Origin of the sequence: Caballeronia sp. LZ028 (assembly GCF_031451415.1) — a bacterium.
GTDB lineage: Bacteria > Pseudomonadota > Gammaproteobacteria > Burkholderiales > Burkholderiaceae > Caballeronia > Caballeronia zhejiangensis.
Window position 1 is genome coordinate 686,724 of the sequence record NZ_JARUXN010000004.1, and the last position, 23,854, is coordinate 710,577.

A 23,854-nucleotide genomic window follows, 5' to 3' on the forward strand; every position below is an offset into this window, starting at 1 on the left:
ATTGTCGATGTCACGACGCAAGCTATCTCTGTCCGCGCTGACGATCCTCGAACTGACGCCGCCGCAGATGGTCGAGTGCGCCGCGCAGGCGGGCTACGACTTCGTCGGCCTGCGCCTCGTGCCCGCGACCGATACGGAAGTGCGCCACGAGATCGTCGGCGCGACGCCGCTGAAACGCGAGACGCTCGCGGCTTTGCGCGATACCGGCATCGGCGTGCTGGATGCCGAAATCCTGCGCCTCAAGCCCGACACGAACGTCGCCGATTACGAACCGATGCTCGCAACCGCCGCCGAGCTGGGCGCGCGCTACGTGCTCGTCGCGGGCAACGATCCCGACGAGGTCCGCACGGCCGAGCGGCTCGCCGCGCTGTGCGATCTCGCGAAGCCGTATGGCCTGTCGCCGTCGCTCGAACCGATGCCCTGGACCGACGCGAAAGACATCGTGCAGGGCGCGCGCATTGTGAAAGCGGCGCAGCGCGCGAATACGGGCCTCATCGTCGATCCGATCCATTTCGACCGCACGGGATCGTCGACGCGAACGCTGCGCGAATTGCCGCGCGAATGGTTCGGTTACGTGCAGTTCTGCGACGCGCCCGCCGAGCGCCCGAGCGATCTCGAAACGTTGCTGTATCAGGCGCGCGCCGAGCGGATGATTCCGGGCGAGGGCGGCCTCGATCTCGCGGGCATTTTGCGCGCGTTGCCCGACGATCTTCCGCTCTCGCTCGAAGTGCCGATGAACGAATGGGCGAAATCGGCGAGCGCGCTCACGCGTGCGAAACGTCTGCGCGAGGCGACGATTGCATGGCTGGAGGAAACATACGCCGGTTGAATTCCGAGGTGGAATCGTGTTCTCATTCCGAATCATCGGAACTTCGAGAGACTGAAAGATGGCGGGAAATCTGGAGCGGGCGTTGTCGATCATCGAATTGTTGGCGAAAAACGGCGGGCGGATGCAACTCGCCGCCATCGCCGACACGCTCAATATTCCTCGCAGCGGCACGCATCGCCTGCTCGCGATGCTGATCGACGAAGGGTACGTGCGCCAGGACGAGGATCATGGCGAATACATGCTCGCGCTCAAGCTCGTGTCGCTCGCACTCATCTATCTGTCGACGGGCGGCGTACTCGACGTGTCGCAGCCCGTGCTCGACCGGCTCGCGGCGCAATCCGGCGAACTGGCGCGGCTGGGCGTCGTCGAGGACGATCACATTACGTTCGTCGGCAAGGCACAGGGCGCGAAGTCGGGGCTGCGCTACGACCCGGACATGGGCAGCCAGCCGCCCTTGCATTGCACGGCGAGCGGACAGGCGTGGCTGTCGTCGCTTTCCGATGAGGAGGCGCTCGAACTCGTGTCGAAGCAGGGCGGGCTCGGCAAGCCCGGCTCGGGCGGACCGAAGGCGCCGAAGACGATCCAGCAGTTTCTCGCCGATCTGCAGGCGGCGCGCAAACGCGGCTACGGCATCGCGAGCGAGACGTACGAGGCCGGCATGACGTCGATGGCCGCGCCGATTCATCATCCGGTGACGGGCGTCGTCGTGGGCGTCGTGAGTCTCGCCGGGCCGACGAGCCGTTTGCCGGAGGCGCGTCTGAAGGAGCTCGCGCCCGCGCTGCTGGAAGCGGCGTCGGACATGGGCGCGGCGACGTTGAGTTCGCCCTACTTCAAGCGGTCGGCGGCGAAGGTGGAGGGGAAGGCTGTCAGTGCAGGCTGATGCTGGATTAGCCCGAATGGACGAGGTGACGCGGGGAAAACGCCTGCATTATCATCGTTTTCATCATGAAACGAGAATTTGAAATGCCTACTCCACTCGATCCGATCGTGTCCGAATTTGCCACTGTCTGGCGGCGGTGGAAATGCGTCTCGTCGTGTCGATGCTGACGGCGAACTTCACCGCGCAACTCGCGACGAATCCCGCCGATATCCACGAGGTCTGCACCTTCACCGTCGGCCCGAACGAAATGCCGATGCGTCTTTTCCTGCGATGAACGCGTCAGCCAGCGTCCACGGCATCGCGCGCGGATGAGGGCGCCGGCACGCCGCCTGTGGCCATCCACAGCACTTCGGCGTCTTCGTCGCTCGTCGAAATCGCCGCGTGGCCGGTGCGGCTGTCGAAGTAGATGCTGTCGCCGGCATGCAGATGCGTCGGCGCGTAGAGTTCGGAATAGAGGCACACGCTGCCGCTGATCACGTAAAGAAACTCCTCGCCTTCGTGACGGCCCCAGTCGTCGAACGCATCGAGCGTGTGCGCCGAAATGCGGATGCGAAACGGCAACATCGCCTTGTGCGCGAGTTCGGTGGCGAGCAATTCCATCTGATAGCCGCGATACGCGTGGCGCTGTCCTTCGTTGCGGCGCGTGAGCGCGCGCCGGCCGCTCGCATTCGGCGCGGGCGCGGTGCCGAAGAGTTCGGCGAGATCGATCTGCAGGCCGCGCACGATTTTCTGAAGCACGTCGAAGGTCGGCGACATCAGCCCGTTCTCGATTTTCGACAGCGCCGAGCGCGACACGCCGCACATGCGGCTTGCGGTTTCGAGCGTCAGGTCGTGCGCGAGCCGCGCGCGTTTCACGCGGGCACCGAGATCGGACGCGGATTGTTCGGGCGAATTCTTGGTGCCGGGGCTGGACATGGGAACGTGTGGGAGCGCTTTGTTTCCGATAATAACATCGCGCAAAACGGCGGCGAACGGCCCGCATCTGGTGACAACCCTAATATTGACGGCTGTTGTGAGCGCCATCGGCAGCGCGTATAGTCTCCTGACTTCCGAAAGTTTCTTATCAGAAACTTTTGCCCCGACGAACGAACCCGCTTCGCAAGGACTTTCATCGTGAATGCACAATCGATTCTTTCCGACCTCGGCATCGCGAGCCTCGTCACCGATGGCGATATCGCCGTCACTTCCCCGATCACGGGCGAAGTCATCGGCCGCGTGAAGCAGAACACCACCGCCGACGTCGACGCCGCGCTCGCCGCCGCCCGCACCGCGTTCGCCTCGTGGCGCAACGTGCCCGCGCCGCGCCGCGGCGAACTCGTGCGCCTGCTCGGCAATCGGCTGCGCGAGAAGAAGGAGGCGCTCGGCCGGCTCGTGTCGCTCGAAGCGGGCAAGATTCTCCAGGAAGGCTTGGGCGAAGTTCAGGAAATGATCGACATCTGCGATTTCGCCGTCGGTCTCTCGCGCCAGTTGTACGGCCTGACGATCGCGTCGGAGCGGCCGGGTCATCGCATGGCGGAGACGTGGCATCCGTTCGGCGTGTGCACGATCATCTCGGCGTTCAATTTCCCGGTCGCGGTGTGGTCGTGGAACGCGGCGCTCGCCCTCGTGTGCGGCAACGCGGTCGTGTGGAAGCCATCGGAGAAAACGCCGCTCACCGCGCTCGCCGTCGACCGCATCCTGCGCGATGCCATCGATGAATTCGGCGCGGCGCCTGCGGGCCTCGCGTCGGTCATCATCGGCGGGCGTGAGGTCGGCGCGGCGCTCGTCGCGGACAAGCGCTCGGACATCGTCAGCGCGACGGGCAGCACGGAAATGGGCCGCAAGGTCGGCGTCGCGGTCGCGGAACGCTTCGGCCGCTCGATCCTCGAACTCGGCGGCAACAACGCGGGCATCGTGTCGCAGACGGCCAATCGCGATCTCGCGCTGCGCGGCATCCTGTTCTCGGCGGTCGGCACGGCAGGGCAGCGCTGTACGTCGCTGCGGCGTCTTTTCGTGCACGAAAGCATCTACGACGAAACCGTCGCGCGTCTGAAAGATCTCTACGCCAAAGTGCCCGTCGGCAATCCGTTGGAGCAGGGCGTGCTGATGGGCCCGCTCATCGACGTGCAGGCGTTCGCGCGCATGCAGGACGCGCTCGAACAGGCGAAGGGCGAAGGCGGCAAGGTGACGGGCGGCGAGCGCGTGACCGTGAAGGGCCACGAAAACGGCTACTACGTGCGCCCGGCGCTGGTCGAAATGCCGTCGCAGACGGAGGTCGTGCTGAAGGAGACCTTCGCGCCGATTCTCTACGTGATGCGCTACACGGATTTCGACGAAGCCATCGCCGCGAACAACGCCGCCGCGCACGGATTGTCGTCGTGCGCGTTCACCACCGATCTGCGCGAGGCCGAGCGCTTTCTGTCCGCATCGGGCAGCGACTGCGGCATCGCGAACGTGAACATCGGGCCGAGCGGCGCGGAGATCGGCGGTGCATTCGGCGGCGAGAAGGAAACCGGCGGCGGCCGCGAATCGGGCTCGGATGCTTGGAAAGCCTACATGCGCCGCGCGACCAACACGATCAACTACTCGTCGGAATTGCCGCTCGCGCAGGGCATCGACTTCAATCTGAGCTGAGGCCAACGTGAGTTCGAGCGTTGTCATCGTAGGTGGCGGCGTGATCGGCAGCTCGGTCGCGTACTTTCTGCGCGCATCGGACCCGACCGTGCAAGTCACCGTGATCGAGCGCGACCCGACTTACGCGCGTTCGTCGTCGGCGCTGTCGGCGGCCTCGGTCCGGCAGCAGTTCTCGACGCCGCTTTCGGTACGCATGTCGCTCTTCGGCATCGACTTCCTGCGTTCGATCGGCGAGCGGCTCGAAGTGAACGGCGAGCGTCCGTCGATCGATCTGCACGAAGGCGGTTATCTCTTTCTGGCGACGGCGGCGGGTGCGTCGACGCTGCGCGAAAACCACGCGTTGCAGCGAGCGCTCGGCGCGGACATCAGCCTGCTCGACGCCGCGCAACTGCGCGCGCGTTTTCCGTGGCTCAACACGGACGATCTCGCGGCGGGCGCGTTCGGCGAGAGCGGCGAAGGCTGGTTCGACGGCTACGGTCTCGTGCAGGCGCTGCGTCGCAAGGCGCAGGCGCTCGGCGCGCGTTACGTGACCACGGAAGTCGTCGGCATCGAACGCGAAGGACGGCGTGCGAACGCCGTGCGCGCGGCCAACGGCGAAACGTATCCATGCGATGTCGTCGTGAACGCGGCGGGTGCGTGGTCGCGTCCGGTCGCGGCGATGCTCGGCATCGACATTCCAGTGTTCGCGCGTCGGCGCAGCATCTTCAATGTGTCGTCGCCGGCGACGCTCGAGCGCGCGCCGTTGCTGATCGATCCCACGGGCGTCTACTTCCGTCCTGAAGGGCGCACGTATATTTGCGGCACGTCGCCCTCGGCGGACAACGATCCCGACGACCTGCCGCTCGACGAAGTCGATCACGCGCTCTTCGACGACGTGATCTGGCCGACGCTCGCGCATCGCGTGCCGGCGTTCGAGGCGCTGCGCGTCGAGCGTTGCTGGTCCGGCTATTACGAATACAACGTGCTCGATCAGAACGCGATCATCGGCCATCATCCGGATGTCGATAATTGCATCTTCGCGAACGGGTTCAGCGGACACGGCCTGCAACAAGGCCCGGCAACAGGGCGCGGCGTCAGCGAACTGATTTTGCGCGGGCGTTACGAAACGCTCGATTTATCGCCGCTCGACTGGACTCGCGTGCTGGAAGGCCGGCCGATCGTCGAAAAGAATGTCGTATAACTGATAGAAGACTGCCAACGCCGCTTTCCATAATCGATGATTCAAGTCTGCCCGGTCATGCACCGGGCATTTTTTTCGCTACGAAACAGACAGGCGGATTGGAACCGGTTCGGATTTGCGTTGCGAACGGGCATTCTTATCATCATCGTCAGGCTGGCGGGCTTCGTCCATTAATGAAATCCACTAGGGCCAGCCGCTTTCGATGAGTGCATTCTGAATCTGTCAAAACGCTTTTTTCGCGCTTCATAGATAGGAGACAAAACATGGAAGCCAATACGAGCGCGCATTTCTACGCCTGGATCGACGACGGCGAGCTGCCGCACGACACGAGCGTTCCGGTGTCGCATCGTTCGAGTCAGGTATCGGCGGAACCCGAATATATCGCAGAGATTTGCGGACGTTTCGGCAAGACCGATGAGGAAAAAAACTCCTGCGTCATTCGCGGATATAACTGACGCCCTTTAATGCAGTGTGTTGCGTTCGCGAGACGCTTTGTCACGACGCATATTTACGCGGACAAATATGCGCCATGCGATTCATGACGCACCTTCATGAAACGCATATAGCGAATTTTTGTGTGCGTTGCCAAACAGAACGCGGTCCGGTGAGTTTGTAAATCGGAACTGCGTAAATCGAACCCGCCGCGTGCGGGTTTTTCCATTCTGGATGTCCGGAAAACAGGTTCGTGCCGCCCGGCAGCGCCTGGCCGCCGATGGCACAATCGCCGCAACGCAGGCAATCAGGAGCAAAGGTGGCGAACCTGGATCTGGACAATCCGTTTCTCGAAGCGCTCGGCGCGACGCTCACGGAATGGCGCGCGGGCTACGCCGAATTCACGATGCCGATACACGCCGGGCATCTGAACCGGCAGCGCATCCTGCAAGGCGGCGCGATCGCCACGCTGCTCGACGCCGCTTGCGGCTACGCCGGTCTCTTTCCGACCGGCGCCGCGCCTGTGCACGGCTTCACTCTTTCGCTGACCGTGAACTATCTCGATCGCGGCATCGGCGACAAGGTCGTCGCAAAAGGCTTTCTCGAACGTCAGGGACGCTCCGTCTATTTTGCACGCGGCGAAGCGTGGGTCGACGATCGCGTGATGATCGCGAGCGCGCAAGGCACCTTCAAATACGCGCGCTGATGGCTACCCGCAATCTCCTTCGGCGTCTCGATCTCACGACGCTGCAACTCTTTCTCGCGGTGTTCGAGGAAGGCACGCTCACGCGCGCGGCGGAACGCGAGGCGATCGCGGTGTCGGCGGCGAGCAAGCGTCTGCTCGAACTGGAGCAGGCCGTCGGCGCCGCGCTGTTCGAACGCAAGGCGCGCGGCATGGCGCTGACGCCGGCGGGCGAAACGCTGCTTCATCACGCGCGGCGCGTGCTGCGCGATGTCGAGAACATCGGCATCGAACTCGCCGAACATGCGAGCGGCGTCCGCGGCTACGTGCGGATGATGGCGAATCTCTCGGCGATCGTCGAATTCCTGCCGGAAGACTTGCGCGCGTTTTCGTCCGTGCACGAGCAGATCAAGATCGATCTCGAGGAGCGCCCGAGCGGCGGCATCGTGGAAGGCGTCGCGGACAGTCTCGTCGACCTGGGCATCTGTTCCGGCGACGCCGACACGCGCGGCCTCGAAACCGCGCATTACCGGCACGACCGGCTCGCGCTCGTCATGCCCGGCGATCATCCGCTGGCGAAGCGCGCGAGCATCGCATTCGCGCAGACGCTCGACTTCGATCACATCGGGCTGCATTCGGCGAGTTCCATCAACCAGCGCACGCATCTCGCGGCGCGTCAGGCGGGGCGCGCACTGCGGTTGCGCATCCACGTTCCCGGTTTCGACGCCGTGTGCCGCATGGTGCAGGCGGGCATGGGCGTCGGCGTGCTGCCGATGCAGGTCTTCGAAGCGATGGGTCGTCAGCTCGGACTCGCGGCCGTCGCGCTCGACGACGACTGGGCAGCGCGCAGCCTCGTGATCGTCGTGCGCGATTCGGATGCGCTATCGCCCGTGAGCCGGCTGCTGTTCGATCATCTGCGGACCGTCGAAGCAGGCATTTAGCATTCAAAAAACCGGCGAGCGTTCGCGTTTGACGAACGATGCTTGCCGAAATGCGGTTGGACGCCCCCGAGCGTTCGCCAATAAGCTTGTCTCCATCGAAAAGCACATCATCAGGAGACAGCAGCATGAGCGGACCTCTCCAGGGCATTCGCGTCATCGAAATCGGCACGCTGATCGCCGCGCCGTTCGCGGCGCGCATGCTGGCCGAATTCGGCGCGGAAGTCATCAAGATCGAAGCGCCGAATACCGGCGATCCCCTGCGCAAATGGCGCAAGCTGCACGAGGGCACTTCGCTCTGGTGGTATCTGCAATCGCGCAACAAGAAGTCGGTGTGCGTGAATCTCAAGTCGCCCGAAGGCGCGGACGTGATCAAGCGTCTCGCCGCCGATGCCGACATCGTCATCGAAAACATGCGGCCCGGCGCGCTCGAAAAACTCGGTCTCGGCTGGGACGTTTTGCATGCAATAAACCCGAAGCTCACGATGGTCCGCATCTCCGGCTACGGCCAGACGGGTCCGTACCGCGACCGGCCGGGCTTCGGCGCGATCGGCGAGGCGATGGGCGGCATCCGTTACACGACGGGCGACGCAGAAGGGCTGCCGGCGCGCGTCGGCGTGAGTCTCGGCGATTCGCTCGCTTCGCTGCACGGCGTGATCGGCGCGCTGATGTCGGTGCTGCGCGTGAAGACCGGCAAGGGCGACGGCCAGGTGGTCGATGTCTCGCTCGTCGAAAGCGTGTTCAATCTGATGGAAAGCCTCGTACCCGAATACGATCTGCTCGGCCATGTGCGCGAGCGCAGCGGCGGGGCGCTGCCGGGCATTGCGCCGTCGAACACGTATCGCACGGAGGATGGCGGCTTCGTGGTGATCGCGGGCAACAGCGACCCGATCTACAGGCGGCTCATGAACGTGATCGGCCGTCCCGATCTCGCGGACGATCCCGCGCTTGCCCGCAACGACGGCCGCGTGCGTCACAGCGCAATGCTCGACGAAGCGATCACCGCGTGGACCTCGCATCATTCGATGGACGATGTCCTGGCGACGCTCGAACGCGAGGAAGTGCCGTCGGGTCGCATCTACTCCGTCGCGGACATCGTCAACGACGCGCATTACCAAGCGCGCGAGATGCTGCTGAAGGCAGAACTGCCGGGCGGCGCATCAGTGAAGATGCCGGGCATCGTGCCGAAGCTCTCCGATACGCCGGGCGAAGTGCACTGGCAAGGCCCGGCGCTCGGCGAGCATACGCAATCGGTGCTCGAATCGCTCGGCTTCGCCGCGGATGAAGTGGAACGGCTGCGTGCCGAAGGAGCGGTGCAATGAATTACGAATACAAAGAACCGTTGGTCGTGCAGGAGGTCGCGCCGCGCGACGGTCTGCAGATCGAAAAGCAGTGGGTCGAGACCGAAGACAAGATCGCGCTGATCGACGCATTGTCGGCGTGCGGCTTCTCCCGCATCGAGGCGGGCTCGTTCGTGTCGCCGAAAGCGATTCCCGCGCTGCGCGATGGCGACGCGGTCTTCAACGGCATCCGGCGCGGGCGAGGCGTGATCTACGTCGCGCTCGTGCCGAACGTGAAGGGCGCCGAGCGCGCGCTCGCCGCGGGCGCCGATGAACTGAACCTCGTGATGTCCGCGAGCGAGACGCACAATCGCGCGAACATGCGTATGAGTTGCGAGTCGTCGCTGGCCGGTTTCGGCGATGTCGTTCGGCTCGCCTCTGGCAAGGCTTCGCTGAACGCGACCGTCGCGACCGCGTTCGGCTGCCCGTTCGAGGGGCGCATCGACGAAGAGCGCGTCGTGTCGATCGCGCGGACGTATCGCGAAATGGGCATCGACGGCATCACGCTCGCGGATACCACCGGCATGGCGAATCCGCGTCAGGTCGCGCGGCTGGTCGCACGCGTGCTCGAACACGTCCCCGCCGCTGATCTGACGCTGCACTTTCACAATACGCGCGGCCTCGGCCTCGCCAACGTCCTCGCTGCCTACGACACCGGCGCGCGCCGTTTCGACGCCGCGCTCGGCGGTCTCGGCGGCTGTCCGTTCGCGCCGGGCGCTTCGGGAAACATCTGCACCGAAGACCTCGTGAACATGTGCGATGAGATGAGCATTCCGACGGGCATCGATCTGCCAAGGCTGATTGCGCTGTCGCGCACGTTGCCCGCGCTCGTCGGACACGAAGTGTCGGGACAAGTCGCGAAGGCGGGACGCAATTGCGATCTGCATCCGGCGCCCGATTACGTGCAAGCGATCTGATTCAAAAGACCAAAACAACACTGGAGACAAAACATGAGCGATCTAAGCGTCCACGCGGCCGATGAGCCGCACATTGTCGGCAACACCTCGCACATCATCCGCAAGGTGGCATTGCGGCTCATGCCGCTCATCATGCTGTGCTATTTCTTCGCGTTTTTCGACCGCATCAATATCAGCTTCGCGAAGTTTCAGATGCAGAGTTCGCTCGGCCTGTCGGACACCGCATACGGTCTCGGCGCGAGTCTTTTCGTGATCGGCTATGTGCTCTTCGAAGTGCCGAGCAACATGCTGCTCTACAAGGTCGGCGCGCGCCGCTGGATCGCGCGCATCATGATTTCGTGGGGCATCGCGACCGCGCTCATGGTCTTCGTGCAGACGGAATGGCAGTTCTACGGACTGCGCTTCATCATCGGCGCGATGGAAGCGGGCTTCGCGCCGGGCGTGCTGTATTACCTGACGCTGTGGTTTCCGGCGAGCTATCGCGGGCGCATCACGTCGATGCTGTTTCTCGCGTCAGCCTTCTCGGGGCTTTTCGGTGCGCCGCTGTCGGGGCTCGTGCTCGGGCATCTGAATGGCGTCGCGGGCATCGCGGGATGGCACTGGCTGTTCCTGCTCGGCGGCCTGCCGTGCGTGCTGCTTGGCATTCTCGTGCTGAAGGTGCTGAAAGATCGCGTCGATGACGCCGCGTGGCTCACGAGCGACGAGAAGACGTATCTGAAGAGCCAGATCTCGACGCAAAGTCAGCACACCGACACCGGCCATTCGCTGTTCGGCGCGATCAGGACGCCCGGCTTCCTGATGCTCGGCCTGATCTACTTCCTGATTCAGATCGCGTCGTACGGTCTCAACTTCTGGGCGCCGCATCTGATCCGGGCGGCGGGCACGCAGAATCCGACGATCATCGGCTTGCTCACGGCCGTCCCATATATCTGCGGCGCGATCTGCATGGTCGTGGTCGGCCGCATGTCGGACCGGTCGGGCGAGCGCCGCAAGTTCGTCGCGAGGCTGCTCGTGATGGCGGCTGCCGGCTTCTTCGCGGCGGGCATCTTCGACAAGCAGACGACGCTGCTCATCGCCGCGCTCGGCGTGATGGGCGCGGGTGTGATCGCCTCGATTCCGGCGTTCTGGGCGCTGCCGCCGAAGCTCTTGACCGGCGCGGGCGCGGCGGGCGGGATTGCGCTGATCAACACGCTGGGGCAACTGGGCGGCATCGTGAGCCCGGTGATGGTCGGCCGCATCCGCGACACGATGGGCAGCACGACGCCCGCGCTGTATGCGATCGGCGCGATGAGCGTGCTGTGCGCGCTGTTGCTGCTCTTCGGCTTGCCGCAGACGCTCAGGCAGAAGGATCATTCGGAGCGCAAAGCCTGACGCCAAGGCTTCTCCGAACGGGAAAGCGCCCGGCGGACTGCATGTCCCCGGGCGCTCTTTGCATTTTGCATCCGGCGTTTTGCATTCATCAGGCCAGATGGCATCTTGCATGCCGCATTCAGTCTCGCATCAATCCTTCCACGTCCACTCGCGGATCTCGTCGCGATCGATGCCTTCCTCATGCGCGTACCGCACGCTCTCGATGATCTGGTTCTTGAGCCATTCCTTCGTATGCGCGCTGCTGCCCGCGATGCGCGGCACGCGGTCGATCACGTCGATCGCGAGCGTATAGCGATCCACGCCGTTGATGATCGCGAGTTCGAACGGCGTGTTGATGTTGCCGCGCTCGCGATAGCCGTGAACGTGCATGTTCGCGTGATTCGTGCGGTTGTACGTGAGCTTGTGCACGAGCGACGCGTACGAGTGGAAGTTGAAGATCACGGGTTTGTCGCGCGTGAAGATCGAATCGAAATCGCGATGCGACAAGCCGTGCGGATGCTCGGTGTCCGGCAGCAGCCTGAAGAGATCGACGACGTTGACGAAGCGAATCTTCAGATCGGTGCAATGCGCCTTCAGGATTTCGACGGCGGCGAGCGCTTCCATCGTCGCGATATCGCCCGCGCACGCGATCACGACATCCGGCTCCGCGCCCTGATCCGTCGACGCCCAGTCCCAGATGCCGATGCCCTTCGCGCAATGCACGATGGCGTCCTGCATGTTCAGATATTGCAGATGCGGCTGCTTGTCCGCGACGATCACATTCACGTAGTCGTGCGTGCGCAGACAGTGATCCGCGACGCTCAACAGGCAGTTCGCATCGGGCGGCAGATAGATACGCACGACGTTCGGGCTCTTGTTCGTGACGACATCGAGAAAGCCGGGATCCTGATGCGTGAAGCCGTTGTGATCCTGCCGCCACACGAGCGACGTGATGAGCAGGTTGATCGACGGCACCGGCGCGCGCCAGCCGACTTCGGTTTTTGCTTTTTCGAGCCACTTCGCGTGTTGGTTGAACATCGAATCGATGACGTGCACGAACGCTTCGTAGGTCGCGAAAAGACCGTGACGCCCGGTGAGCACGTAACCTTCGAACCAGCCTTCGAGCGTGTGCTCCGACAGCATCTCCATGACGCGTCCGTCGACGGACAGCGCGCCGCCGTCTTCGTCTTCGGGCAGCGTCTGTGCGATCCAGCGCTTGCCCGATACTTCGTACACGCCGTCGAGCTTGTTGCTCGCGGTCTCGTCCGGGCCAAAGAGACGGAAGCTCGTCATGTTGCGGCGGATCACTTCGCGCAGGAACGTGGCGAGCACGGCCGTCGGCGACGTGTAGACGCTTGCGGCGCGTTTGAACTCGAACGCGTAGTCGCGGATATCGGGCATGTCGAGCGATTGCCGCAGCGCGCCGCCATTCGCGTGCGGATTCGCGCTGATGCGGCGCGTGCCTTCGGGTGCGAGCACGCGCAGCGGTTCGATCAGACGGCCGTCTTCATCGAACAGTTCCTCGGGCTTGTAGCTGCGCAGCCACGCTTCCAGTTGCGCGAGACTGCGGGGATTGCTTACGGCATCCGCGATCGGCACCTGATGCGAGCGCCAGTAATCCTCGACCTTCCGGCCGTCGACTTCCTTCGGTCCGGTCCAGCCTTTGGGCGTGCGCAACACGATCATCGGCCAGCGCGGGCGCGTCACGTTCTCAGGATTGGCGCGCGCGTTCGCCTGAATCGCGCGGATATCGGCGATGCAGCGTTCCAAGGTCGCGGCCATGCGCTGATGCATCGTTTCCGGATCGTCGCCTTCGACGAAATGCGGCGCGTAGCCGTAGCCCCTGAACAGGTCTTCGAGCTCGTCGTGCGGAATGCGCGCGAGGATCGTCGGATTGGCGATCTTGTAGCCGTTCAGGTGGAGAATCGGCAGCACGGCGCCGTCGGTCGCGGGATTGAAAAACTTGTTCGAATGCCACGATGTGGCGAGCGGGCCGGTTTCCGCTTCGCCGTCGCCCACGACCGCCGCGACGATCAGATCGGGATTGTCGAACGCCGCGCCGAACGAATGCGACAGGCTGTAACCGAGCTCGCCGCCTTCGTGAATCGATCCCGGCGTTTCCGGCGTGCAATGCGAGCCGATGCCGCCCGGCGACGAAAACGCGCGAAAGAGCTTGAGCATGCCGCGCTCGTCGAAACTGCGATCGGGGTAAATCTCCGAGTAATGGCCTTCGAGCCACGAGTTCGCGAGCGTCGCGGGCGCGCCATGGCCGGGACCGGAGACGAACAGGACGTTCAGATCATCGCGCTTGATGAGCCGGTTCAGATGCACCCAGACGAACGACTGGCCGGGATCGGAGCCCCAGTGTCCGAGCAGACGCCGCTTGATGTGTTCGCGCTCGAGCGGCTCGCGCAGCAGCGGATTCGCGCGCAGGTAAATCATGCCGACCGAAAGATAATTGCAGGCCCGCCAGTAGGCGTCGATCTTCGCGAGAAGATCGGGATCGAGAGGCGTCTCGAGGGCGGTCGTGCCAGTGACGTCGTCGTTCAATTGGTTCTCCTGATGAGTGAGAGGATTGGTCGAGCGTCGTGCGTGCGGCTTGCGCAGATCGAATCCTGCGCGCTGGTTAATGATCGGCTGTGATTGTGGCGGTTTGGTTGCAGGGCACGCGCGGCGCCGTCCGGTACATCTTACCGGCGGCGCGGCAACGATGGTGGCGAGCGCGTCATTCCATCGCGGCGTGGCGGAGGTCGTAGTCCATGATAAGCGCGCGGTTATCTTCCCACATGCCGATGTAATGAACCATGAAGCTGTCCGGGCGGCGATAGACCCAGGGCGTGTTCAGTTCGATGAAATCGTAAATGCGGGTCGCATCGAAGTCCGGCAGCGAGCGGAAGACATCGATGAAGTAATACTGATCGCCCTGGTTCGCATAGATGTGGGATCTGTCGTCCAGGTTCCGGCACCTTTCGATCACGCGCGCGAGAGCGTCGTAGTTCTGCTGATTGCGCTGAAAGCCCATGATGCCGGAGTTGAACGCCCACGTTCCGATATCGCGTGCCAACACGGTGTCGCGTTCGCGCGTGAGCGGTTCGAGACGGCGGTTCATGTCGTTGATGAGCACATCGGCATCGAGCCAGAACACCCATTGATGATGCGGCAAGTACGCGTGCAGCAACGCGGCCTTGTGCCAGTTCGCCGACGTCTTTCCGTCGTTCAATCGCGGCGGAACATCGCGATGCACGTAAAGCGTGTAACCGTGGCGTTTGCAATATTGCCTGATGTTGGCCTCGGCGATGCGCCCGTACTGCGCGATATTCGGCGTATAGAGCATGACGATCGCGATCGCGTGGTTCGGTTGATAGACGCTTTGCGTTTCGGTTTCATGCACGCCCGGATTGGCGAGCGAGAGAAACGGCGTTGCGCGCGTCCTGCATTCGTTGATGTGTTCAAACGCTGCCGCACGAAGCCGCCGATGATGTTTCTCGTCGCGAAAGCAGGTGGAGAAGCTGTTCCACGTCGCCCAGACGCATTCGAGATTGACCGCGGCCGGAAGCACAACGTACACGTCGCCGACGCGGAACTGTTGCGGGCAAATCGTGAAGTCATGCAGCATTTCGCCTTCGTTTTCCGGCAACGCGACGCCGAGCCGGCAGCGGCCGACGAGATCCGCGAGCTTGCGGCGCACCGGTTCTGTATTGCGGAAGATGAGGATATCCGTCTGCGGGATATGGCCTTCGGCGCAAGTCAGGAGCCAGTCGCGCCCGGCCATGAGATCGGGCAATGCGACGGGCCGCAGTATCGCGGCGTTCTCGCTCAGCAGCATGAGGATTTCGTTCGGCGCGGCGCGGCTCAAATGACGCAGCAACGCTTCGTACTTGTAGACCCATTGCAGGTGCTTGTTGCTTCCCGACAAATCGGACAAGTCCATCTCGATGTGGCGATAGCCGAATTCCCGTGCGTAGTGGCGATGGTTGGCGAGCGCGCCGGGCGCGTGGTCGGACAGAAGGCTTAGGACGATCATGAGAGGCGGAAAGCGTTTGAACGGATTGCTTGGGCGAACCGCCTAGCATCGCTGTAAAGCGTTCCGGGTCGCATGGGAACTGTCCGAAAAGCGCCAGTAATACGCCGTTTCTCAAGCGCCCATAGAATGTCCGAATGATCCGAAAATCCGCTTCCATCGCCGACGCGCTGCACGGCTTTCATCCCGCCGTCGCCGCGTGGTTCGGCGCCCGCTTTCCCGCGCCGACCGCGGCGCAGGCGCGCGCGTGGCCGCTCGTCCACGCGCGCCGCTCGACGCTCGTCGCCGCGCCGACCGGCTCCGGCAAGACGCTTACCGCGTTTCTCGCCGCCATCGACGAACTGGTGCGTGACGGCGTCGCGCACGGCGGGACGCTGCCGGACGAGACGCGCGTCGTATACGTGTCGCCGCTGAAGGCGCTGTCGAACGACATCCACGTCAATCTGGAGGAGCCGCTCGCGGGCATCGCGCAGACCTTGCGCGAATCCGGCGTGGCCGCGCCCGAGATTCGCGCGGCCGTCCGTACCGGCGACACGACGCAGCAAGAGCGCAACGCCGTCAGGAAGCGCCCGCCGCATATCCTCGTTACGACGCCGGAATCGCTCTACGTGCTGCTGTCGTCCGATTCCGGCCGCGCGATGCTTTCGACCACGCGCACGGTGATCGTCGATGAGATTCATGCGGTCGCGGGCAGCAAGCGCGGTTCGCACCTGAGCCTGTCGCTCGCGCGCCTCGACGCGCTGTGCGAGGAAGCGGGCGGGCAGCGGCCCGTGCGCGTCGGCTTGTCGGCGACGCAAAAGCCGATCGAACTCGTCGCGAAGTTTCTCGTCGGTGATAACCAGCCCTGCGAGATCGTCGATGTCGGACATGTTCGAGCGCGCGATCTCGCGCTCGACCTCCCGCCGATGCCGCTCGAAGCGATCATGTCCAACGACATGTGGGAGCGCGTCTACGACCGACTCGCGGAGCTTGCCGGGCTGCATCGGACGACGCTCGTCTTCGTCAACACGCGGCGCATGGCCGAGCGCGCGGCGCGGCATCTGACCGAGCGCCTCGGCAAGGAAGCCGTCGCCGCACATCACGGCAGTCTTGCGCGCGAGCATCGGCTGGACGCGGAGCAGCGTCTGAAGCGCGGCGAACTGCGCGTGCTGATCGCGACGGCGTCGTTGGAACTGGGCATCGATATCGGCGATGTCGATCTCGTCTGCCAGATCGGCTCGCCCGGCTCGATCGGCGCATTCTTGCAGCGTGTCGGGCGCTCCGGGCATCACGTCGGCGGCGTGCCGAAAGGACGGCTTTTCCCGATCTCGCGCGACGATCTGATCGAATGCGCGGCGCTCCTCGATTGCGTGCGGCGCGGCGAACTCGATGCCCTGACGATCCCGCACGCGCCGCTCGACGTGCTCGCGCAGCAGATCACCGCCGAAGTCGCGTGCCGCGAGTGGGGCGAGGACGCACTGTTCGAGCGCATCACGCGCGCGTATCCGTACGCGACGCTCGATCGCGCGCATTACGAGGCCGTGCTGCGCACGCTCGCGGAAGGCTATACCGGACGGCAGGGCGTGCGGGCGGCGTACGTGCATCGCGATGCGGTCTCGCGCACGCTGCGCGGCCGTCGCGGCGGCAAGCTGACGGCCGTGACCTCGGGCGGCGCGATACCGGACAACGCCGATTTCGCCGTGATCCTCGAACCGCAAGGCTTGCAGATCGGCACGGTGAACGAGGATTTCGCCGTCGAGAGTCTCGCGGGCGACATCTTTCAGCTCGGCAATACGTCGTACCGGATCGTGCGCGTGGAAGGCGGGCGCGTGCGCGTCGAAAACGCGAACGGCCAGCCGCCGAACATCCCGTTTTGGCTCGGCGAAGCGCCGGGCCGCAGCGACGAGCTTTCTCATGCGATTTCGCGTCTGCGCGCCGATGTCGACGCGTGGCTCGATGGCGGCGTCGAAGCGACGGTCGCGCGGCTTGCACAAGAAAGTGGCATCGACACCGAAGCCGCGCGGCAGATCGTCGATTATCTGGCGCGTTCGCGCGCCGCGCTGACCGTGCTGCCGACGCAGGACACGCTCGTCATGGAGCGCTTCTTCGACGAATCCGGCGGCACGCAGCTCGTCATCCACGCGCCGTTCGGCAGCCGCGTGAATCGTGCGTGGGGACTCGCGCTGAGAAAGCGCTTCTGCCGCACGTTCAACTTCGAGCTGCAGGCGGCCGCGACCGAGGACGCGATCGTGCTGTCGCTGACGGGCAGCCACAGCTTTGCGCTCGATGACGTCTGGCGCTATCTGAAATCGGCGACTGCGGAGCACGTGCTGATCCAGGCGCTGCTCGACGCGCCGCTCTTTGGCGTGCGCTGGCGCTGGAACGCGACCAACTCGCTTGCGCTGCCGCGCTATACCGGCGGGCGCAAGGTCGCGCCGCAGTTGCAGCGCATGAAAAGCGAGGATCTGCTCGCGGCGGTGTTCCCGGATCAGGTCGCGTGCGCGGAAAACATCTCGGGCGAGCGCGACGTGCCGACGCATCCGCTCGTCGAGCAGACGATCGACGATTGCCTCCACGACGCGATGGATGCCGACGCGTGGCTCGCGCTCCTGCGGCGCATCGAAGCAGGCGATGTGCGCCTCGTCACGCGCGAATTGCCCGCGCCGTCGCCGCTCGCGGCCGAGATTCTGTCGGCGCGGCCGTATGCGTTTCTCGACGATGCGCCGCTCGAGGAACGCCGCACGCAGGCCGTGCTCGCGCGCCGATGGAGCGATCCGCATTCGGCGGACGATCTCGGCGCGCTCGATCCCGACGCCATCGCGAGCGTGCGCGACGAAGCCTGGCCCGAAGTCACGAGCGCCGATGAAATGCACGAGGCGCTTTCGACGCTCGCCTGCATCGCCGAATCCGAAGCGCAACGCGACCCGCAATGGATCGCGTGGCTGGATGCGCTCGCGCGCTCCGGCCGAGCGACGCGTCTGCAGATCGCGGAGCACGACGCGCTGTGGACGCCCGTCGAACGTCTCGCGTGTGTGCGCGCCGTCTACGAGCATGCGCCGATGCATCCGTCGCTGCAGCCGCCGCCCGGTTTCGACGATGCGTGGACAACCGACGACGCGCTCGTCGAAATCGTGCGCGCGCGTCTGTCTGGATTCGGGCCGCTGACGGTGCCGGAGATCGCGCGTCCGCTCGCGCTGCCCGCGTCGGCGATCGCGCTCGCCTTGACGCGGCTCGAAGCGCAGGGCTACGTGATGCGCGGACGGTTCGCGCCGGGCGCGCAGGTCGAAGAGTGGTGCGAGCGGCATTTGCTCGCGCGGATTCATCGCTATACGGTGCGGCGGCTGCGTCGCGAAATTGAGCCGGTCGAGCGGCAGGATTTCATGCGCTTTCTGCTCGAATGGCAGCGCGTCGCGCCCGATTCGCGCGGCGAGGGCCGCGACGCGCTCGGCGCCGTGCTCGAACAGCTCGAAGGTTTCGAGGCGCCCGCCGTCGCGTGGGAGGAAGAAATACTGCCGGCGCGCATCGCCGATTATTCGGGCATGTGGCTCGACGATCTGTGCCGCGCGGGCAAGCTCGTGTGGACGCGTCCGGCAGGACGCTCGCGCGCATCGGGCGGTCCGGTGCGCGGCACGCCGATCGTGCTGCTGCCGCGCCGTCACCTCGATGCATGGAACGCGCTCATGCGTCCCGACGAAGCGCCGCAACTGTCGTCGCGTGCCGAACGCGTGTTCGACGCGCTGAAAGCGCACGGCGCGATGTTCTTCGACGAACTGCTCTCCGACGTGCGCCTTCTGCGCACCGAACTCGAAGACGCGCTCGGCGAACTGGTCGCGCTCGGACTCGTCAATGCCGACAGTTTCGCGGGCCTGCGCGCGCTGCTCGCTCCGGCGGCGAAGCGCAACGCGTTCGCGCGGCGTCCGAGGCGCGGTGGCCTCTTCATCGGCGGAATGGACGACGCGGGCCGCTGGGCGCTCCTGCGCCGCGCGAAACCGGACGACGCGCGCGAAGACGGCGATCTCGAACACATCGCGCTGACGCTTTTGCGGCGCTACGGTGTCGTGTTCTGGCGTCTTCTGGAGCGCGAGGCGCAATGGCTGCCGCCGTGGCGCGATCTGCTGCGCGTCTATCACCGGCTGGAAGCGCGCGGCGAGATTCGCGGCGGGCGCTTCGTCGCCGGGCTCGCGGGCGAGCAATTCGCGCTGCCCGAAGCCGTGCCGCTGCTGCGCGACATGCGCAAGCGGCCGAAGGACGGCGTGTTCGTGGCGCTGTCGGCGGTCGATCCGCTCAATCTCGTCGGCACCTTGCTGCCGGGAGAAAAGGTGCCGGCGCTCGCAGCCAATCGCGTGCTGTATCTCGACGGCGTGCCGGTCGGCGCGGTGGTCGCGGGCAAGACGCGCTATTTCGGCGATTTCGATGGAGAAGGGCGCGAGCGCATGCGTCTCGCGCTCGTCAAGCGCACGGCGCGTTCGCTCGGCAGTTCCATCGGCAGCGGAGTGACGGGCGCGAGCATGCCGACGCGCCATTGAAGCGGCGAAGGACGCGATCCCTCGCCGCTATCGACGTTATTTCTTCGAGACGAATCTCGTGGTGAACGGACCGGCCTGCGTAGCGGGCACGTCCTTCACCGGCACGCCCGGATATTCGACGACGCGATTCGTCGCCGATGCCGGCCGGATGCGAAACAATGGACGCACGCCATCGCGCGCGCCGCCGACGATCGTATGCATCGCCTGCCTGTCGAGTTCGACGCTGTCGGCGAGATCCCTGATTTTGATGACGGCCATGGATGCTTCCTCCGGAGTGGGGAGTCGCAATCGAGTATAGACAATCGTCTTCGATGTGCCGGAGCGACTCCGTGATCCGCAACACCGATCGCGCGTGAACGCCAATGGCGGCACAAGGCGCGTGCCTTCTGCCGCAAAGACGTTCGTGAAGACCGATGCGAATCGCGTGCCAACGCCGCGTGCGAGCGGCACGAACTGTCCAGTGCGTTGATTTTTCGGTCCTTTTTGCCACGCGGCGAGTTCGTGCCAAGCGTATTTCGATGGCGTGACGCCAACACTCGTCATCGATGTGTCGGTCTCCGAACGACATGTGCGCGATGCCGCTCATGATCGAAAACGCCATTTGCGAAAGCTCCATGTGAAGGCTAGTATCGAACGATCACCGGGGTTTTGTTACGACAAGTAGTTGTCGATCGATTGGAGCCGCGTCGCGTCGCACAGATGACAAGTTTTGCGCAAGCGATTCGTACTTATCGGGGCGACGGCGGGTCGCGCGACGAGTTCTTTGCGGGAGTGGACGGCGCACTGGCGACCGAACAGACTCCGGCAAGGCGGCTCATGGAGATCCTCGACGAGGAGCACGCGGCGCGGCCGTTGCCCCCCGACATCTATGCGGCCATCCGCCGCCGCATCGAGCATGCGGCGCGCATGCGTCCCGAAGCCGATTCCCCTACCGGGCCCGCGAGCCGCGACGAGACGCGTCTGCAAACGTCGCCGGGTTTCGCGCCGCCGCCTTCGCGCGATCCGAGCGGCGGCACCGGAAGTCAGGCGACGCAAGTGATGGTCGATCACGATCAGCAGATGAAAGGCGTCGGCGACACGCTCAACAGCCGCTTCGTGCTGGAAGAATGTCTCGGCATCGGCGGAATGGGGACCGTGTACAAGGCGCTCGATCTGCGCAAGCTCGAAGCGTCGGACCGGCGGCCGTATGTCGCGATCAAGGTGCTCAATCTCCAGTTCCGCGGCAATCCGAAATCGCTGATCGCGTTGCAGCGCGAGGCGCGCAAGGCGCAGCAGCTCGCGCATCGGAATATCGTCACCGTGTACGACTTCGACCGCGACGGTCAGGTCGTCTATCTGACGATGGAATATCTGTCTGGCCAGCCCCTCTCGCGTCTGCTTCGGAACCCGAACTTCAAGGGCATGCCGTTCTCCGAGGTCTTTCCGATCTTCAAGGGCATGGCCAACGCGCTCGCCTACGCGCACGAACGCGGCTTCGTGCACTGCGATTTCAAACCGGCCAACGTGTTTCTCACGGACACGTCGGAAGTGAAGGTGATCGACTTCGGCATTTCGCGCGTGATCCAGCGGCCCGAGGAGGAAACCGAGGCGACCGTGTTCGATCCCGGCAGCCTCGGCGCGCTCACGCCCGCGTACGCGAGCCCGGAGATGCTGGAGCATCGCGAGCCCGATCCGCGCGACGACATTTACGCGCTCGGCTGCATCACCTACGAATTGCTGACGGGCAAGCATCCGTTCGATCGCGTGCCCGCGTTGCAGGCGAGAAGCGCGGGCATGAAGCCGCAGCGTCCCGAGCATCTCGGCAACAAGCAGTGGAAAGCGCTGAAGGCCGCGCTCGCATTCGAACGCGAAGCGAGGACGCCGAGCGTCACGCAATTTCTCGAAGATATCGCCGACGAAAATGCCGCGTCGCCCGCGGGCCGCAAGGGAAAAAAAGGCGGCGTGCCGAAGTTTGCGATCGGCGCGGCGGCGCTCGTGGCCCTGCTGGCGGCGGGCGCGGGATATTACTTCTACGATCAGTCGAGGGGCGGCGAGGAAGTTGCGCACGAAGCGCCGCCCGCGCCGGCAGAAGGCAGCGCCGCGGGCACGGTGACACCGCATTCGCCCGGCGCGCCCCCCGCTTCGGCGGCGGTGGCGGTCACGCCCGCCGTGCCCGCGACGCCCGTTCCCGAACTCACTATGGCCGCCGTCACGCCCGTGCTCGGGAGCGTGCCGTGCTCGGCGCTGGTGGCGTCGGTGCACGATCAGACCGTCGACGTGCAGGGCTTCGTATCGCAGAAATACGGTCTCGCGCGACTGAAGGAAGCGCTCGGCCGCGTGCCAGGCGTGAAGACGACGAACTTCGGCGTGCAGCCGGTCGCCGACGACAAATGCGATCTGCTCAAGGTGTACGGCCCGTTCTGGACGGCCAACCGCCAGTCGGGGCGACCGGCATCGGTGCACACGCGCTCGCGCGCGACGAGCCTTACCGAAGGCGACCCGCTCATCGTCGATCTGATGACGCCCGCGTTCGAGTCCTACGTCAACGTCGACTATTTCATGCTCGATGGCAGCGTCGTGCATCTGTTGCCGAACGCGCGCTCGCGCGACAACCAGGCGCCCGCAAACTACACGGCGACCATCGGCACAATGGGCGACTGGGTCGTCGGCAAGCCGTTCGGTTCGGAGATGATCGTGCTGACAGTCACGCCCGCGCCGCTCTTCGACTCGCCGCGCCCCGACAGCGAAGCGAAGTCCGAATATCTGCGCGCCGTCGACAAGCGGCTCTCGGCGCTCGCGGGCAAATACGGCCGCGAGCGCGTCGCCGTCGATATCTTCCAGATCACGACGCAAGCCAAAAAGTAGCGCCGGCTCAGGGTTTCGTGGCGGACGCCAGCACACAGGGCATCGGCACGAGCAGCTCGCCGTGCCGCGCGTACGCCGTCACGCGGGCGTGCACTTCCTGCGCGATTGCGGCAAGCGCGCTTTTCGATTGCGCGCGCAGCAGCGCCGCCACTCGCACGCCGCCGTGCATCAAGGCGTCGAGCGGCGTTTCGGGCAGCACGAGATGCCACGTTTGCTCGACTTCGACGGCGCGCGCGTCGGCAAAGCCGGCTTCGGTGAGCACGCGCACACATTCGTCGGGATCGCTGAAGCGAAAGAAGGGCGGCGAGGGCGGCAGTCCGACATCGAGCGTCCCATGCAGCCGCACCGCGTCGAGCACCATGCCGAAGCCGACCGCGCGTTCGGGTGCAGCCCACGCGGTGAACGCAATGCGTCCGCCCTGGCGGAGCACGCGCGCCGCTTCGTCGAGCGCGCGCTCGGGCTCGGGAAAATGCAGCATGCCGAAGTTGATGCCGACGGCGTCGAAGCTTTCGTCGCCGAACGGCAACTGCTCCGCGCCCGCGAGATGAAACTCGATCTCGGGATGAAACTGCCGCGCGTGCGCGATCATCGACGCGGAAAAATCGACGGCCGCCGCAGTCGCGCCACGCTCGATCGCCGCCGCGGCGAGATTGCCCGGCCCGGCGGCGACATCGAGCATGCGGATGCCCGGCGCGACCGAAAGCGCATCGAGCAGCGCGGGATGCGCCTGAACGGTCAGCCTTCCAAAATAGTCCTCGTACGACGGGACCACATGCTCCCAGCCGTCCTTCTCGAACGCTGCGAATTCGTCGAATTGCATGACGCACCTCCGCTCGCCGCACGCGCGGCTCGTCGTTGCCGGAGGCCGGGCCTCGTCAGGACCGCGCGAGGCTAGGTCTTGGGCTTCTCGATAGAAGCTTTGAGTTCGTTCAGGGCGTCTTCCATGCGTTTGCTGACGAGCGCATAGGCTTCGGCCTGAGTCTGCTGGGTCGTGCGCGCGATGTCCTGCATGTCCGCGAGCGCGTTGTGCAGCGCGCGTTGCACGACTTCGTTGGCGTTGAACGGCGGTTGCGTCGAGGTCGTGGCGAATTGTTTTGCGATGCCTTCGAGATCGCTCAAGGTCCGGCGCAGGATTTCGAGTTGTTTGTCGCGCAGCGCCTCCATGCCGCCGAACGCGACGCGATTGGTCGCCGCGAGCGCTTCGACGTCCTTGCGGCGCGATTCCATGATCGCGGTGACGTCGAACCCAGGAAGCTGGTACTGCTGGAACATGGCTGCAAACTGGCTGAACGGATCGCTGAAATTTTGGTTCATCGTGCCTCC

The 23,854-nt window shown here is 64.7% G+C and carries 19 protein-coding genes; 13 read left to right on the top strand and 6 right to left on the bottom strand.

Annotation, left to right across the window (positions count from 1 at the left end):
• The first annotated feature begins 7 nt into the window (after positions 1 to 7).
• The 3 genes from QCE58_RS25930 to QCE58_RS25940 all read left to right on the top strand — a co-directional run bounded on the left by QCE58_RS25930 (position 8) and on the right by QCE58_RS25940 (position 1,983).
• Entirely contained in the window at positions 8 to 829 is an 822-nt protein-coding gene (locus QCE58_RS25930) for a sugar phosphate isomerase/epimerase (protein ID WP_250456726.1), read from the top strand.
• Between the two features lie 58 nt (positions 830 to 887).
• A complete protein-coding gene (locus tag QCE58_RS25935; protein WP_175979296.1) occupies positions 888 to 1,709 on the top strand; it encodes an IclR family transcriptional regulator in 822 nt (273 codons plus the stop codon).
• A gap of 142 nt (positions 1,710 to 1,851) precedes the next feature.
• Positions 1,852 to 1,983, top strand: a complete 132-nt coding sequence (locus QCE58_RS25940; RefSeq protein ID WP_284502551.1) for a hypothetical protein — start codon at positions 1,852 to 1,854, stop codon at positions 1,981 to 1,983.
• Between the two features lie 5 nt (positions 1,984 to 1,988).
• Here the strand turns inward: QCE58_RS25940 and QCE58_RS25945 are convergent, their stop codons facing one another.
• Positions 1,989 to 2,624 (bottom strand): helix-turn-helix domain-containing protein, encoded by a 636-nt coding sequence (locus QCE58_RS25945; protein WP_008353462.1) that lies wholly within the window; start codon positions 2,622 to 2,624, stop codon positions 1,989 to 1,991.
• Between the two features lie 198 nt (positions 2,625 to 2,822).
• Here QCE58_RS25945 and QCE58_RS25950 point away from each other — a divergent pair, with 198 nt between their 5' ends.
• The 8 genes from QCE58_RS25950 (at position 2,823) to QCE58_RS25985 (ending at position 11,182) form a co-directional block, all read left to right on the top strand.
• The gene (locus tag QCE58_RS25950; protein WP_250440569.1) at positions 2,823 to 4,322 is read left to right on the top strand and encodes an aldehyde dehydrogenase family protein; all 1,500 of its coding nucleotides are present in this window, start codon (positions 2,823 to 2,825) and stop codon (positions 4,320 to 4,322) included.
• A gap of 7 nt (positions 4,323 to 4,329) precedes the next feature.
• Positions 4,330 to 5,502 carry an FAD-binding oxidoreductase gene (locus tag QCE58_RS25955; RefSeq protein ID WP_250521648.1) on the top strand — a complete coding sequence of 391 codons (1,173 nt, stop codon included), beginning with the start codon at positions 4,330 to 4,332 and terminating at the stop codon, positions 5,500 to 5,502.
• Between the two features lie 263 nt (positions 5,503 to 5,765).
• Positions 5,766 to 5,957 carry a hypothetical protein gene (locus tag QCE58_RS25960; protein ID WP_175979298.1) on the top strand — a complete coding sequence of 64 codons (192 nt, stop codon included), beginning with the start codon at positions 5,766 to 5,768 and terminating at the stop codon, positions 5,955 to 5,957.
• Between the two features lie 296 nt (positions 5,958 to 6,253).
• Positions 6,254 to 6,640: a PaaI family thioesterase gene (locus tag QCE58_RS25965; RefSeq protein WP_008353455.1), complete on the top strand. Its 387-nt coding sequence runs from the start codon at positions 6,254 to 6,256 to the stop codon at positions 6,638 to 6,640.
• The gene (locus tag QCE58_RS25970; RefSeq protein WP_008353454.1) at positions 6,640 to 7,557 is read left to right on the top strand and encodes a LysR family transcriptional regulator; all 918 of its coding nucleotides are present in this window, start codon (positions 6,640 to 6,642) and stop codon (positions 7,555 to 7,557) included. The genes QCE58_RS25965 and QCE58_RS25970 overlap by 1 nt, the downstream gene beginning before the upstream one ends.
• 125 nt (positions 7,558 to 7,682) lie before the next feature.
• Complete coding sequence (locus QCE58_RS25975; RefSeq protein WP_250440571.1) at positions 7,683 to 8,876, top strand: CaiB/BaiF CoA-transferase family protein; 1,194 nt, start codon at positions 7,683 to 7,685, stop codon at positions 8,874 to 8,876.
• Entirely contained in the window at positions 8,873 to 9,811 is a 939-nt protein-coding gene (locus tag QCE58_RS25980) for a hydroxymethylglutaryl-CoA lyase (protein WP_250440572.1), read from the top strand. Before QCE58_RS25975 ends, QCE58_RS25980 begins: the two co-directional genes overlap by 4 nt.
• A gap of 33 nt (positions 9,812 to 9,844) precedes the next feature.
• Complete coding sequence (locus QCE58_RS25985) at positions 9,845 to 11,182, top strand: MFS transporter (RefSeq protein ID WP_250502947.1); 1,338 nt, start codon at positions 9,845 to 9,847, stop codon at positions 11,180 to 11,182.
• A gap of 129 nt (positions 11,183 to 11,311) precedes the next feature.
• Here the strand turns inward: QCE58_RS25985 and QCE58_RS25990 are convergent, their stop codons facing one another.
• Positions 11,312 to 13,711, bottom strand: a complete 2,400-nt coding sequence (locus QCE58_RS25990; RefSeq protein ID WP_250521649.1) for a phosphoketolase — start codon at positions 13,709 to 13,711, stop codon at positions 11,312 to 11,314.
• Positions 13,712 to 13,886: 175 nt separating this feature from the next.
• Positions 13,887 to 15,185 carry a hypothetical protein gene (locus QCE58_RS25995; RefSeq protein ID WP_250521650.1) on the bottom strand — a complete coding sequence of 433 codons (1,299 nt, stop codon included), beginning with the start codon at positions 15,183 to 15,185 and terminating at the stop codon, positions 13,887 to 13,889.
• Positions 15,186 to 15,319: 134 nt separating this feature from the next.
• Between QCE58_RS25995 and QCE58_RS26000 the strand changes: the two genes are divergently transcribed.
• Complete coding sequence (locus tag QCE58_RS26000; RefSeq protein ID WP_250521651.1) at positions 15,320 to 19,687, top strand: DEAD/DEAH box helicase; 4,368 nt, start codon at positions 15,320 to 15,322, stop codon at positions 19,685 to 19,687.
• Positions 19,688 to 19,723: 36 nt separating this feature from the next.
• Here QCE58_RS26000 and QCE58_RS26005 read toward each other — a convergent pair whose 3' ends face one another.
• Positions 19,724 to 19,945: a hypothetical protein gene (locus QCE58_RS26005; RefSeq protein ID WP_250521652.1), complete on the bottom strand. Its 222-nt coding sequence runs from the start codon at positions 19,943 to 19,945 to the stop codon at positions 19,724 to 19,726.
• A 441-nt stretch (positions 19,946 to 20,386) separates the two neighbouring features.
• Here QCE58_RS26005 and QCE58_RS26010 point away from each other — a divergent pair, with 441 nt between their 5' ends.
• Positions 20,387 to 22,531 carry a serine/threonine-protein kinase gene (locus tag QCE58_RS26010; RefSeq protein WP_033536133.1) on the top strand — a complete coding sequence of 715 codons (2,145 nt, stop codon included), beginning with the start codon at positions 20,387 to 20,389 and terminating at the stop codon, positions 22,529 to 22,531.
• Between the two features lie 7 nt (positions 22,532 to 22,538).
• On the opposite strand, the gene QCE58_RS26015 is transcribed toward QCE58_RS26010, so the two are convergent.
• Both QCE58_RS26015 and phaP read right to left on the bottom strand, forming a co-directional pair.
• Positions 22,539 to 23,351 carry a methyltransferase domain-containing protein gene (locus tag QCE58_RS26015; RefSeq protein ID WP_309780489.1) on the bottom strand — a complete coding sequence of 271 codons (813 nt, stop codon included), beginning with the start codon at positions 23,349 to 23,351 and terminating at the stop codon, positions 22,539 to 22,541.
• Between the two features lie 71 nt (positions 23,352 to 23,422).
• On the bottom strand, positions 23,423 to 23,845 hold the full coding sequence (gene phaP, locus QCE58_RS26020; protein ID WP_008353443.1) for a phasin family protein: 423 nt from the start codon (positions 23,843 to 23,845) through the stop codon (positions 23,423 to 23,425).
• Between the last annotated feature and the right edge of the window lie 9 nt (positions 23,846 to 23,854).